This is a genomic window from Achromobacter spanius (genome assembly GCF_002812705.1).
Lineage (GTDB): Bacteria > Pseudomonadota > Gammaproteobacteria > Burkholderiales > Burkholderiaceae_B > Achromobacter > Achromobacter spanius.
Genome location: NZ_CP025030.1, coordinates 2,167,945 through 2,180,360 on the forward strand (window position 1 = coordinate 2,167,945; position 12,416 = coordinate 2,180,360).

Consider the following 12,416-nt stretch of genomic DNA (forward strand, 5'->3'; position numbering starts at 1 on the left):
CTCTAAGAGCCAAGGCTTTTAAGGCCACTTTTAAGGCCATCTATTTCCGAATCTCACACAACCGAAATCTTGTCGGTAAGGTTCTGCTGCATATAGGCGAGAAAACGACGCTGAAACAGCATCGTGTGCTCGTGCGCCGCATGCTCGGCTTCGTCGGCCTTGCGCGCGGCAATGGCGTTGATGATTTCGTCGTGGTCGCGCCCCAGTCGCGTGGAGGTGCTGGCGGTGCTGGCGGTGCTGATGATGTAGTCGAAATGCAGGTGCAGCAGGCGTTGTCCCTCACCAAGCAGTTTTTCGTAGTAGCTGATGAAGTACGGGTTTCCCCCCGCTTCGGCGATCGTCATGTGGAACGCCTTGTTGGTCTCGGACATCGCCTGGAAGTCGCCGCTACTGACCGCTTCCAGATAGACCGCGTCGGCCTCGCGGATCCGCGCCAGGTCCTCATCGGTGCGCTGCAGCGCCGCCAACCGGGTGACAGCCCGTTGAATCAGGTCGAGGGCGGAAATGTAGTTGGGGAACTCCTCGATCGCGAAGGGTGTGACCAGGGTCGCGCGGTTCGGCAGGATGGTTACCAGCCCTTCGCTGATCAGACGGGCCAGCGCATCGCGTACGGGAGAACGGGAAAGACCGAACTGGGCGGCCAGCGACACCTCGTCCAGAGGCATGCCGGGCTTGAGTTTCAGCGTCAGGATCTGCTTGCGCAGTTCCTCGTAGATGTAGCGGCCGCCATGGCGTTTCGCAGCACCCGCCGTTTCAGTCGTTTCTTTGCTCATAGGGACATTTTCTCTGCAGTACGCGCTGGCCAGATGGTCGGCGCGCAACTTTAACACCGGCCCCGGCCCACTTAGAACCCGTCCCCCCAGGTATCGCTCAGCATGAACCCCGCGGCCAGCGGATCGTCAGGATCGACACCGATCTGATGCAGGCCATACACCCAGGCGCGCCCGGTGATGCGCGGCAGCACCGCCGCCTTGCCGCCGACATCCGTCAGCCCCAGCAACTCGACCTGAAACTCTCCGCCGATGGTAGAGCGCGACGTCAGGCGATCCCCCGGCGCAACCAGCCCGCGCGCGCTCAGGGTCGCCAGATTGGCCGAGCTGCCAGTGCCACAGGGCGAACGGTCGACCCGCCCGGGCGGCAAGGTGGTACAGGTCTGGTAAGTGCGAGCGTCGAGCCGGTTGCGGAACATCACATAGGCCACCTCGTCGAGTTCCTTGAACAACGGGTGACGCACCTTGATCTGCTGGTTGATCAGCGTCTTCAAGCGCACGCCCTGGGTCGCCAGCGCCCGGGCATGCTCCGGGGCAATGCTCAGCCCGACCTGGTCCACATCGACCAGGGCGTAATACACCCCGCCAAAAGCGATATCCGCCATCAGGGTTCCGAACTCCGGCGTCTGGATCGGCGAGTCCAGGTGCTCGACGAAGGACGGCACCATGTCCAGCGACACGCTCAGGCAGCGCCCGTCCTCGCACTGCGCCCGCGCGGTGACCAGCCCGGCCGGCGTGTCCAGCACCACGGTGGTCACAGGCGACTCAATCGGCAGCATCCCCAGTTCCAGCAAGGCGGTCACCACGCAGATGCAGTTGCTGCCGGACATGGGGTGCGCCTTGTCCGATTGCAACACGATGAAGCCGGCCTGGGCCTCCGGACGGGTCGGCGGTAGCAGCAGGTTCACCGACATCTGCAGGCAGCCGCGCGGCTCCAGCACCACCAGTCGTCTCAGGCTGTCGTCGACTTCATTGATGTAGTTCATCTTGTCGAGCATGGTCTTGCCGGGGATATCGATGACCCCACCGGTGATGACCTTGCCGATCTCACCCTCGCAGTGCACGTCGGCCAGTTGCAGCGTCTTTTTCCAGCGCATGGCGGGCTCCTTTACTTGATGTACCAGCCCCACGGCTGCTGGCTGTCATAGCGGGTGATCTGCTTGGTTTCCAGGTAGTTGTTCAACCCCCACTCCCCCAGTTCGCGACCGATACCGCTCTGCTTGTAGCCGCCCCAGGGGGCTTCGGTAAAGGTCGGTTGCGAGCAATTGATCCAGACGATGCCGGCGCGCAGGCGGCGAGCCACCCGCTCGGCACGCGGCAGGTCGCGCGACATCACTGCCGCCGCCAAGCCGAAGCGCGAGTCGTTGGCGCTGCGCAGGGCCTCGGCCTCGTCGTCGAAAGGCCGCACGCAGACCACCGGGCCGAAGATCTCCTCGCTCCAGATCCAGCTGTCCTGCGGCACATCGGCGAAGATCGCCGGGGTCAGGAAGTAACCCTTTTCACAGTTCGCCGGACGTGTCCCGCCCGTCAGCAGCGTCGCCCCCTCCTCCTGGCCTCGGGCGATGGCGTCGAGCACCTTGTCATACTGGCCGCGACTCACCAGCGGACCGAGCAACACCCCTTCGTCCATACCGTTGCCGATGCTCAGGCTCCGGGTCTGCTCGACCAGGCGCTTGAGCAATGGCTCGTACAGCCCACGCTGCACCAGGACCCGCGAGGTGGCCGAACACACTTCGCCCTGGTTCCAGAAAATCCCGAACATGATCCATTCGACCGCCGCCTCGATATCACTGTCGTCGAAGATGATGAACGGCGACTTTCCCCCCAGCTCCAGGCTGATGTTTTTGATGTCCCGCGCCGCCGCTTGCATGATCCGGCTGCCAGTCGGCACGCTGCCTGTAAAGGCCAGCTTGTCGATCCCTGGATGCTCGCTCAGCGGTGCGCCGGCCTGTGCGCCGAGGCCGGTGACGATATTCAGAACTCCGGCAGGCAGGCCCGCCCGATGGGCGATATCCGCCAGTTCCAGGGCGGTCAGCGGCGTCAGCTCGGACGGCTTGAGCACCATGCAGCAACCAGCAGCCAGGGCCGGGGCGACCTTCCAGGCCGCCATCAGCATCGGGAAGTTCCAGGGAATGATGGCCCCGGCGACGCCCACCGGCTCCTTGCGCGCAATGGAAGTGAAGCGCTCGTCGGCAAGCGCCACGCTCTGCTCGCGATGGCCGTCCAGGTCGTCGGCCAGATCGGCGTAGAAATCGAAGCAGCCGGCCGTATCGCCAATGTCCCACAGCGCTTCGGACAAGGGCTTGCCGTTATCGCGCACCTCGAGCTCGGCGAGCTGCTGCTGGCGTAAACGAATGCCGCTGGCGATCGCCCGGAGGATGGTCGCCCGCTCCGCACCGCTCATGTGCGGCCATGGGCCTTCGTCGAAAGCGCGGCGCGCGGCCCTTACCGCCAGGTCGACATCTTCCGCCGTCGCCGCGGCGACCTGGGCGATCACCGACTCATGGCTGGGGTCGAGCGTATCGAAGGTGCCGCCGAGCCTCGGGCGAACCCACTGGCCGTCGATGTAGAGGTGATCATAGGATTTCATGCGTGGCCTCCCAAAAGGCTGAAGCGCTTGGCGCTGAAGGGGCTCAAGTCCTGGGCCGGCGCGCGGCCGGCCACCAGGTCGGCGATGAGCCGCCCGGTCGTGGCGCCCAGGGTCAGGCCGAGCTGGCCGTGGCCGAAGGCCATGCATACGTTGCCCAGGCGGCGGCTGCGATCGATCACCGGCTTGGTGTCAGGCAGGAACGGCCGATAGCCGACCCCGTACTCGATGTTTTCCAATTGCAGTTGCGGCAGGATCTTTCGTGCCTTCTCGAGAATGATCTCGGCACGCTTGAAGTTGGGTTCGGCGTTCGGGCTGGCGAACTCGATGGTGCCGCCGATCTGCAGGCCTCGGGTCATTGGGCTGAAACAGAAGCCGCCATCGGCGTAGATCACCGAGTGGCGGAGCTCCACCCCCGGCGCGGGCAACAACACCTGGTAACCGGCGATCCCGGCCAGCGGCACCTGCGCGCCGATTTGCTGGAAAAACTGACGCGAGCCCGTGCCCGCGGCGATCACCACATAGTCGGCTGCGTAGCGGTCACCGTTGCTCAAGGTCACGCCGGCGGCGCGGTCAGCCATTTCATCGATGCCCTTGACCTGGCCTCGTACGCGCACGCCACCCTGATCGATCAGGCTTTCTGTCAGCGCGGCGATAAAGCCTTCGGTATCGCTGACCGCGTGCCAGTCCGGAAACAACAGGCCATGACTGAACTGGCCCGCCAGTGCCGGTTCAAGGTCGGCGATCGCAGCGCGGTCGAGCACCTCGGACTTGAAGCCCAGGACCTGGCGCAACTGCAGATGCGGCAACTCGTGATCCAGCCCCGAGGCTGAATCGAACAGCTCGATCACCGGCCTTTTGCCCAGCAGGCGCTTGTCCGGGCAGGCCTCCAGCAGGGGGGCATAGTCGGTATATACATGGTGGGTGAGGCTCGCCATGTCCTCGGCGATCTCGACGATCTTCGACTGCCGGGCGCAGGCCAGGAACCGCAGGAACCACGGCAGGAGCCCGGGCAGAGCCCCGGGCCGCAGTGCCAGCGGGCCGTTCTGGTCGAGCAGCCAGCCGGGAATCTTTTTCAGTATCCCGGGTTTGGACAGCGGGATCACTTCGCTGACCGCCATCTGCCCACAGCTCCACTTGGCGGTGCTGTCACCGGCCGCTGCCGGATCGATCAGGGTGACCGCGTAACCTTCCCGCTGCAGATACAGCGCGCAACAGACACCAACGATGCCCCCGCCGACCACGACGGCCTTTTCAGTCGGGGCGGGATTGGGTACAGCGGACTGCAGGGGTGTCATGGGGAAGTCTCTCGCACAGGGGCCGGGGCGGCATGATCTTCCAGGCTGAAGCCATCCCACCAGGGTTGGGTATCGTCGACGATAAACTCGGCCTGCCCGGTGATCCAGGCGCGTCCTTCTACGCTGGGGCGAATCGCGGCGCGACCGTCTTCCAATTCAAGCTGCTGTGCCACGCGACCGACGAAAAAACTGCCGATCAGGCTTTCGTGGCGATAGGCGGCGTCCGCGGCCAGCCAGCCCCGGGCGAACCGCTGGGCGACCCGGGCCGAGGTGCCAGTGCCGCAGGGCGAGCGATCTATCAGGCTCGCGCCGGCGATCACTACCGCCCGCCCCTGAGACTCGGCCGCCAACGGCGCGCCGGCCCACATGCAATGCTTGACGCCCCTGATCGCCGGGTTCTGCGGGTGGACCACGTCCACCGAACGGTTGACCAGTTCCTGCATCTGCAACCCCCAGTCCAGCAACTGCTGTGGGCTGAAATGCTCACACCCCGGGTAATTTGGTTGCACCTCGACAATCGGGTAAAAGTTGCCGCCGTAGGCAATGTCGATCGTCAGCGGACCCAGTGGCGGGAAATCGAGGCTCAGGTCGCGGTGCAAAAGAAAGGACGGCACATTGGTGAAGCGCACCGAACCGACCTTGTCGCCACTGCGGCTGTAGGTGGCGTGAATCTGCCCCGCCGGGACGTCCACCGTCACCCTGCCCGGCACCTTCGGCTCGATCAGGCCGGCCTCGAGGGCGAAGGTAATGGAACCCAGGGTGGCATGCCCGCACATCGGTAGGCAGCCGGAAGTCTCGATGAACAGCAGGCTGAAGTCGCTGTCGTCGCGCATCGGCGGGTAGAAGATAGTTCCCGACATGTGCGAATGCCCGCGGGGCTCGAGCATCAGGGCCCGGCGGATCCAGTCGAAGCCCGCCATGAAGTGCGCGCGCCGTTCGTCCATGGTGGCGCCCTCGAGCGTCGGCGCTCCTGCCACCACCATGCGCACCGGCATGCCTTCGGTATGGCCTTCGATGCAGTTGAAAACGTGTCGGGTCATCTCGTCTCTCCAAGGGGCCGCATCGGCCGGGCGTAGCGGTCGATGCGGCAGGGCCATCAACCCTGGGCCAGTTCGAAAGCCTTGCGAAAGCCGGCCTTTTCTTCATCGGTCAGCGGTTGCAGGGGCATGCGCGCGTTGCCGACCTCGAAACCGGCCAGCTCGCAGCCGTATTTGACCTTTTGGATGAACTTGCCGGACTCCATGTCCGCCAGTACCGGGAACAGCGAACGGACGATGGCCTGGGCACCCGCCAGGTCGCCGCTGCTGTACTTGCGGTAAAAGTCGCAAACCTGCCGGGTCAGGCAGTTGGCCGGGCCGCAGATCCAGCTGGTAGCGCCCCACAGGAAGAAGTCCAGGGCCTGGTCGTCGGAGCCGCAGGACAGCTGATAGTGGTCCTTGTAAGTGCCGCCGATCTCGATGGCGCGCAACAGGTTGCCGCTGCTTTCCTTGATGCCGATCACCCGCTCATGGTCCTTGAACGCTTCCAGCACGCCGAAACCGACCTCGACGTTGGTGCGAACTGGGTAGTTGTAGAGCACCACGTTGATATCGGGCGCCGCGTCGAGAATCGCCTGGTAGTGACCGATCAGCTCCTCCTGGGACGGCAGCGCGTAATACGGCGGTGCGATCAGCAGATTGGTATAGCCGGCGTCGCGGGTCTGCTGCACCTGCTCGATCACTTCGCGGGTGCAAGAACCGTTGGCCCCGGCGATCAGCACGCCACGCTCGCCCACCCCTTCACGCACGGTCGCCAGTACCTGGCGGCGTTCTTCGTTGGTCAGGGCGTAGTACTCGCCGGTCGAGCCCAGGGGCACGAAGCCTTTGACGCCGGCCTCAAGTTGAAACTTGATGATGTTGCCCAGCATGTCGTAATCGACCTGGCCGTTCTTGTCGAAAGGCGTGACCAGGGCAGGCAGGATGCCTTTGAGTTGAGTCATTAGAGATGCTCCACTTCAGTTGGATGACGGGGTTGGGGACTAGTACGCGTAACGGCGCAGCATCCGTGCCTCGATCACGCCGACCAGCCGGGTCAGCGGGAACGCGACGAGGAAGTAGATGACCGCCACTGCCGAGAGGAACTCGACCGGGCGGGCCGTGCTGTTGGAGATGTTCTGGCCGACGAACATCAGGTCGGCGATGCCCACCGAGGAAATCAGCGCGCTCTCCTTGAACAGCGAGACCACGTTCGAGAGCAGCGGCGGGATGCCCCTGAGCAAAGCCTGGGGAAACACTACGAAGAGCGTCTTGTCCCACGACGCCAGTCCCAGTGCGACGCATGCGTCATGCTGCTCGCTGGGTATGGACTTGAGCGCGCCACGGAAGGTCTCGCTGGTGATCGCCGTCATGTACAGCGTCAGCGCCAGCAACACCGACACGTAGGGCGGCACGTCGATGCCAAACACCACCGGAAAGCAGAAGAACACCCAGAACAGCTGGATCAGCAGTGGGGTGCCGCGGAACAGTTCCACATAGAGCCCGGCGGGCACACTCAGCTAGCGCCGGCCGGAGATGCGCAGCAGGCTCAGCAGAAAACCGCACAGGCTGCCCAGGATGGCGCACCCGACCGTGAATGCCAGGGTCAGCGCCAGCCCCTGCAGCAATGCTTGCCAGTAGGAGAACACCACAGTGAAATCGAGATTCATGGCGCTCTCCTCAGCGCGCGAGTGCGGCATCCTGGCGACGCTCCAGCCACTGCACCCACTGTGCGATGGGCAGCGACAGGGCGAAGTAGATGAGCGCGATCAGCGTATAGGTTTCCAGCGGCCGGTAGGCTTCGGTGGCGATGCTCTTGCCGACGTACATCAGGTCGGCCACAGCGACGATCGCCACCAGGGCGCTCTGCTGGAGGATCGAAATGCCGTTGGTCATCAGCACCGGGGTGGCGCTGCGCAGCGCCTGCGGCAGGATCACGTAGAGCGTGCGCTGCCAGGGGCGCAGGCCCAGTGCGACGCAAGCGTCCAGGTGTTCGCGGGGCACCGCCTGCACACCGGCGCGGTAAGCCTCGGCGTTGAAGGCCGTGAGGTTCAACCCCAGGGCCAGCACGCCCATGGTGATCGGGTCGATGAACACATCGAACAGCATCGGCACGCAGTAGAAGAACCAGACGATCTGCAACAGCACCGGCGTGCAACGGAAAAACTCGATGAACAGCTGCGCCGGCCAACGCAGGAAAAACCAGCGGCTCAAGGTCAAGAGGCACAGGCCGAAACCCAGCACCAGGCCGACGATGTTCGACACCAGCGCCAGTTGCAGGGTGACCTTCAGCCCATCCCACAACAGGCCGAAGTTGCCGTTGAGGAAGTTGAAGTCGAATTGATAGTTCATGATCGCTCCCTCAATCCAGGTGCAGCACTTTTTTCAGGAACTCGCGGGTGCGGGGTTCCCTAGGCTGAGTGAACAACTGGTCGGGATGGCCCTGCTCGACCACCTTGCCGTTGGCGCAGAACACCACGCGGGTGGCGATATGCCGGGCGAAATGCATGTCGTGGGTGACGATGATCATCGCCATCTTCTGTTCGGCCAGCTGCAGCATCACGTTCTGCACTTCGATGACCATCTCCGGGTCGAGCGCCGAGGTGACTTCGTCGAACAGCATCAGCTTGGGTTCGAGCATCAAGGCCCGGGCGATCGCCACCCGCTGTTTCTGGCCGCCGGACAGCTGGCTGGGATACACCTCGAGCTTGGCTTCGAGGCCAAGCCGGGCCAGCAGCTGGCGCGCCCTCTGGGTCGCCTTGGCGCGAGACAGGCCATGCACCTTCATCGGCGCCAGGATCAGGTTGCCCAGGACAGACAGGTGCGGGAACAGTGTGTAGTGCTGGAACACCATGCCCACCTGGGTTTGCAGCGCGCCGTCCATGGGTTTGCCTTTGCCCCGGGCATTGCCGTCGATATAGGGTTTGCCCTGGAAACGGATGATGCCGCCCTGAATGCTCTCAAGCCCCATCATCACCCGCAGCAGAGAGCTTTTGCCGCTGCCGCTGGGGCCGATGATCACCAGACGGTCGTCGGCGCGCATATCCAGGTCCAGATGATCCATCACCACCAGGTTTTCACCGTAGGATTTGTAGACATCGCGCAACTGGATGAACTCGCTGCCCGTGGTTTCGCAGGCGTGCGGGGGCCGTGACGGCAGCGCCGCCAGATTGGAAGCTTTCATCGAACATTCTCCGAGAGTGCGCAGCCATGTGCGCGCTCGGCACCGGCGGGAATTACGGGAGGGTTTTGTCGGAGTTGGCCAGTTGCGAGGCTTTGTCGACGAGGCTGTCGATTTCACCGGTCTCGCGGCGCTGGGTGAGGTAGATGTTCAGCGTCTGCAAGTCCGCCGCGCTGACGTCCCGGCGCACCCCGAACGCGACACCCTGCTTGGCCAGGGCCGGCTTGGGCAGGACTTCCTTGGTCCATGCCGGGTTGGCCAGGGCGAACAGATGATTGGTCTCGCTGGCATCGACCAGGACATCGGCCCGCTTGGACATGACTGCCATGCGCACCTCGTCCATGCCCGGCAGACGCATGACCTTGCCTTGCTTGAGCACCGCGGAAATTGCCTTGTCCTGGGCGGTGCCCGACATCACCGCGAAGGTCACCTCCGGCTTGTCGAAGTCCGCGATGGTGGTGCCGACGTTCGCCAGCTTCGGATTGTCCTTGTTGATCAGCAGCGAGACCTGATAGTCCGTGGCCGGCACGGAAAAGCTCACCGCCAGCGCGCGTTCGGGCGTCTGGTTGAGCGCCATCGCCATGTCCCACTTGCCGCCTTGCAGCCCGGCCACCAGGTTGTCCCAGCTAGTGCTGACGAATTCGACCTTGACCTTCAACACCCTCTCGCCGAAGTCGCGGCACAGATCGACGAAGTAGCCGCTGTATTCACCCGAACGGGCATCGCGCATGACGTAAGGCGCGGCGACGGCCGCCCCACAGCGCAGAACTCCCGCCTTCTGAATGTCTTTCCAGAGTGAAACCTCGGCCGCCTGGGCCGGGACTTGAGCGAGCAACGCGCCAATGGCGCCACCACACACGAGCATGTTGCGGATGGAGCGAGGAAGGAACCGAGCCATTTTGACCTCTCCGATGATTTCGTTCTTGTAGGAAGGTGCAAACTCAGCGCTGCACATACAATGTGTGCAGCGCTGTATTCATATTAGGTTTGAATGAATTGGACTGTCAACACGCGCCGCAGAAAATTATCGGCAAGGTGACCGAGCGGTCGGACGACCGCTCCTGGGTAGAGGGGAAACCAGGGGACTGGGCGAATGGCCTCGAGGAAGTGAGCGAGGATCAGGCTGGGACGGCGACTCCGGAAGGGTAAGCAATCAATTAAATACGCCGTACGGACATGGCCTGCGCGGCAGGCCGCTCTGGCCCGCTCGCGGTTTGGGGCGTGGCTTGCTCGGCCTTGATGAAGCCGCGGCGCACATGCGCCCAGGCGTACTTGAACCGCTGATGCTGGAGTACGCGCACTTGCTCCGGGATGATGTCGACCTGCTCGCTGGTTTCCACGCCGATCTCAAACCAGCGCCTCGGCCTCGTTGAACAGGCCCAACTGATCGGCCGTGCGGAAGTCGCTGGAGGCGCCGAATCGCTCACGCTTGTAAGCGCGTAACCGTTCCTCGGCCATCTCGCGCCAGCCTGACTGCTCCTAACTCTGAGCTCTTCTCTGTCCTTGGTGTCCATCTGGTTTTAGGTGGACAATGTCGCGTTCGTCTTCGGAGACATTGCGTTGCTGGACCTGGGGGTGTTGGTCTCGAATCAGGAAAGCTCTTTATTTTTCAGTTCCATAGCTGGTGGTTGCTGTTATCTTCACCCGCTCCACAATCCTTTTCAGATTTCTCCGCCGCTTATTGCTGGCTGCGTTGAGCCTGCCTGCAAACTCCCAATCTCGTATTTTCCTAGCCGCTTATGGTTAACCTGCCATGGAGCTGACCGGTTTTCGTCATAGTTGATCAAATCTGACTTATATAAGCATATAAAAATTCATATATGACTTGTTATTGCCGGATCGTTCGGTTGATCAAAATTTGACCATGTGTTCAAATATGAACGCCTAACGGCTATTTTTATTCATATCTGAGCAGGTGCGCGTATGCCAACTTCCACGCAGAAAACTCCCGGCCCACGCGTTGCGATGCCACGCCCTGTAGACCGCGCGTTGCACCGCCTGGGGCAAGACATCTCGGCCGCGCGCCGGGTGCGCCGCTTAAGTCAGGAAGATCTTGCGCAGCGCATTGGCACATCGCTGAGCACGGTAAGGCGCATGGAAGATGGCTATCCTGGCACTGCCTTCCATACTTTCCTCCGCGCCTTGCACGTGCTTGGCCGCCTTGAGGACTTGGTGAGGGTGATGGCTACCGAGAATGACTCCCTGGGGATGGAACTGGTGCGGGAGCAACTGCCCCAACGGGTGCGCAGCTCTCGACGTGGCAGCGCGCAGACAGCGTATTCCGCGACAGCCAAAAAGAGCGATGTGGATGACACCGATGAGTTGGAGGGCTTTTGATGGCTACCAAAGCATCACGGCGTCAGGATCTCGAGGTACATCTAGGTTCCAAAGGCCAGGTCGTAGGGCGACTTCATCTGGGCAGCGGCAAGCGCAGCGCGTTCAGTTACGACGAGCGTTGGCTGCGGGATTCTCGATTTTTTGCGCTATCGCCTGACCTGTTGCCGGTTTTAAGTGTTCAACATCCACAAGAGGTCTTTTTTCGCGCGCTCGAGGACACGGGGCCGGACTCCTGGGGCGAACGCGTGATCAGGCGTGCCCATGCTCGGTTGAGGCAACAAGACCGAGATACGCCTGTGCTTGAACCTGTCGATTTCTTGATGTGGGTGGATGACGAGGCCCGTGTCGGCGCGTTGCGTCTGTTTGATCCTCAAGCCAACGTCTATTTGCGATCGGGTGGAACGCATTGGCACATTCCCCCGTTGGTGGAGCTGGGCAGGGTCGTGAACGCGGCCCGCGCGTTAGAAGCCGGCACAGAAAGCGAGCAAGACCTGCAATATCTGCTGGGGCAAGGCACCTCGCTGGGCGGGGCCCGCCCCAAGTCGACCGTTCGAGATACGGATGGCCGCCTGGCTTTGGGAAAATTCCCCAGCCAGTCTGACCAGCGAGACGTGATTCGAGGCGAGGTGCTGGCCATGCATCTCGCCGCCAAGGCGGGCATCAACGTGGCCGCAGCGCGTGTAGAACTGATCAATGGAACAGCCGTCGCCATCATTCGGCGATTCGACCGCACCGTTGATGGCGGTCGTATTCCCTACGTGTCGGCCGCGACGATGCTTCAGTCTACTGGCCGAGATGCCGTGCACGCGTATACGGAACTGGTGGACGTCCTGTTGCAGGAGGGCGCCAATCCTATTGCCGACATCCATGAGTTGTGGCGCAGGCTGGTCTTCAATTTTTTGATCTGCAACACCGACGATCATTTGCGTAATAGTGGGTTTCTGTATGACGCGCGCCAACATGGATGGCGTCTGTCGCCCGCATTCGACCTCAATCCAATGCCCGGAGACCGACGCGAAAGCAAGACATGGCTGACCGAAGAATCCGGCCCCATTGACAGTCGGGACGTGCTCATGGAAGGGGCGCCTTACTTCCGATTGACGGCGGAGGAAGCCAATGCAATGTGGGCCGAGGTGGCGCGAGCCGTCGACAGCTGGCGCGTGATGGCCAAGGGTTTAGGCATGCGGCCTACCGACCTCGTGGATTTCGACCGCGCATTTGCCTGACCTG

13 protein-coding genes and 1 pseudogene are annotated in these 12,416 nt (G+C 62.6%); 2 read left to right on the forward strand and 12 right to left on the reverse strand.

Going from position 1 to position 12,416, the window contains the following annotated elements; genetic code table 11:
• Positions 1–53: 53 nt before the first annotated feature.
• The 12 genes and pseudogenes from CVS48_RS09880 to CVS48_RS09930 all read right to left on the reverse strand — a co-directional run.
• Entirely contained in the window at positions 54–773 is a 720-nt protein-coding gene (locus CVS48_RS09880) for a GntR family transcriptional regulator (protein WP_100854289.1), read from the reverse strand.
• A gap of 71 nt (positions 774–844) precedes the next feature.
• Positions 845–1,867, reverse strand: a complete 1,023-nt coding sequence (locus tag CVS48_RS09885) for a proline racemase family protein (RefSeq protein WP_100854290.1) — start codon at positions 1,865–1,867, stop codon at positions 845–847.
• Positions 1,868–1,878: 11 nt separating this feature from the next.
• On the reverse strand, positions 1,879–3,360 hold the full coding sequence (locus CVS48_RS09890) for an aldehyde dehydrogenase family protein (protein ID WP_100854291.1): 1,482 nt from the start codon (positions 3,358–3,360) through the stop codon (positions 1,879–1,881).
• Positions 3,357–4,655 carry an NAD(P)/FAD-dependent oxidoreductase gene (locus CVS48_RS09895; protein ID WP_100854292.1) on the reverse strand — a complete coding sequence of 433 codons (1,299 nt, stop codon included), beginning with the start codon at positions 4,653–4,655 and terminating at the stop codon, positions 3,357–3,359. The genes CVS48_RS09890 and CVS48_RS09895 overlap by 4 nt, the downstream gene beginning before the upstream one ends.
• The gene (locus CVS48_RS09900) at positions 4,652–5,695 is read right to left on the reverse strand and encodes a 4-hydroxyproline epimerase (RefSeq protein WP_100854293.1); all 1,044 of its coding nucleotides are present in this window, start codon (positions 5,693–5,695) and stop codon (positions 4,652–4,654) included. Before CVS48_RS09900 ends, CVS48_RS09895 begins: the two co-directional genes overlap by 4 nt.
• Before the next feature lie 56 nt (positions 5,696–5,751).
• The gene (locus CVS48_RS09905) at positions 5,752–6,633 is read right to left on the reverse strand and encodes a dihydrodipicolinate synthase family protein (protein ID WP_100854294.1); all 882 of its coding nucleotides are present in this window, start codon (positions 6,631–6,633) and stop codon (positions 5,752–5,754) included.
• Positions 6,634–6,672: 39 nt separating this feature from the next.
• The gene (locus CVS48_RS09910; protein ID WP_279629470.1) at positions 6,673–7,182 is read right to left on the reverse strand and encodes an amino acid ABC transporter permease; all 510 of its coding nucleotides are present in this window, start codon (positions 7,180–7,182) and stop codon (positions 6,673–6,675) included.
• Positions 7,183–7,188: 6 nt separating this feature from the next.
• On the reverse strand, positions 7,189–7,338 hold the full coding sequence (locus tag CVS48_RS29575; RefSeq protein WP_242001327.1) for a hypothetical protein: 150 nt from the start codon (positions 7,336–7,338) through the stop codon (positions 7,189–7,191).
• Positions 7,339–7,348: 10 nt separating this feature from the next.
• Positions 7,349–8,020, reverse strand: a complete 672-nt coding sequence (locus tag CVS48_RS09915; protein WP_100854295.1) for an amino acid ABC transporter permease — start codon at positions 8,018–8,020, stop codon at positions 7,349–7,351.
• A gap of 10 nt (positions 8,021–8,030) precedes the next feature.
• A complete protein-coding gene (locus tag CVS48_RS09920; RefSeq protein ID WP_100854296.1) occupies positions 8,031–8,852 on the reverse strand; it encodes an amino acid ABC transporter ATP-binding protein in 822 nt (273 codons plus the stop codon).
• 52 nt (positions 8,853–8,904) lie between these two features.
• Positions 8,905–9,747, reverse strand: coding sequence for a transporter substrate-binding domain-containing protein (locus CVS48_RS09925; RefSeq protein ID WP_100857584.1), 843 nt, complete (start codon positions 9,745–9,747; stop codon positions 8,905–8,907).
• Between the two features lie 367 nt (positions 9,748–10,114).
• A pseudogene (locus CVS48_RS09930) lies at positions 10,115–10,313 on the reverse strand (IS66 family transposase zinc-finger binding domain-containing protein); the annotation flags it as partial.
• A gap of 459 nt (positions 10,314–10,772) precedes the next feature.
• Between CVS48_RS09930 and CVS48_RS09935 the strand changes: the two are divergent.
• Positions 10,773–11,186, forward strand: a complete 414-nt coding sequence (locus CVS48_RS09935) for a helix-turn-helix domain-containing protein (RefSeq protein WP_100854297.1) — start codon at positions 10,773–10,775, stop codon at positions 11,184–11,186.
• Entirely contained in the window at positions 11,186–12,412 is a 1,227-nt protein-coding gene (locus CVS48_RS09940) for a type II toxin-antitoxin system HipA family toxin (RefSeq protein ID WP_100854298.1), read from the forward strand. The genes CVS48_RS09935 and CVS48_RS09940 overlap by 1 nt, the downstream gene beginning before the upstream one ends.
• Positions 12,413–12,416: the final 4 nt, after the last annotated feature.

Coding starts and splice junctions, on each gene's coding strand:
- CVS48_RS09880 (WP_100854289.1), bottom strand. CDS start 773: ATGAGCAAAGAAACGACTGAAACGGCGGGTGCTGCGAAACGCCATGGC.
- CVS48_RS09885 (WP_100854290.1), bottom strand. CDS start 1,867: ATGCGCTGGAAAAAGACGCTGCAACTGGCCGACGTGCACTGCGAGGGT.
- CVS48_RS09890 (WP_100854291.1), bottom strand. CDS start 3,360: ATGAAATCCTATGATCACCTCTACATCGACGGCCAGTGGGTTCGCCCG.
- CVS48_RS09895 (WP_100854292.1), bottom strand. CDS start 4,655: ATGACACCCCTGCAGTCCGCTGTACCCAATCCCGCCCCGACTGAAAAG.
- CVS48_RS09900 (WP_100854293.1), bottom strand. CDS start 5,695: ATGACCCGACACGTTTTCAACTGCATCGAAGGCCATACCGAAGGCATG.
- CVS48_RS09905 (WP_100854294.1), bottom strand. CDS start 6,633: ATGACTCAACTCAAAGGCATCCTGCCTGCCCTGGTCACGCCTTTCGAC.
- CVS48_RS29575 (WP_242001327.1), bottom strand. CDS start 7,338: ATGAATCTCGATTTCACTGTGGTGTTCTCCTACTGGCAAGCATTGCTG.
- CVS48_RS09915 (WP_100854295.1), bottom strand. CDS start 8,020: ATGAACTATCAATTCGACTTCAACTTCCTCAACGGCAACTTCGGCCTG.
- CVS48_RS09920 (WP_100854296.1), bottom strand. CDS start 8,852: ATGAAAGCTTCCAATCTGGCGGCGCTGCCGTCACGGCCCCCGCACGCC.
- CVS48_RS09925 (WP_100857584.1), bottom strand. CDS start 9,747: ATGGCTCGGTTCCTTCCTCGCTCCATCCGCAACATGCTCGTGTGTGGT.
- CVS48_RS09935 (WP_100854297.1), top strand. CDS start 10,773: ATGCCAACTTCCACGCAGAAAACTCCCGGCCCACGCGTTGCGATGCCA.
- CVS48_RS09940 (WP_100854298.1), top strand. CDS start 11,186: ATGGCTACCAAAGCATCACGGCGTCAGGATCTCGAGGTACATCTAGGT.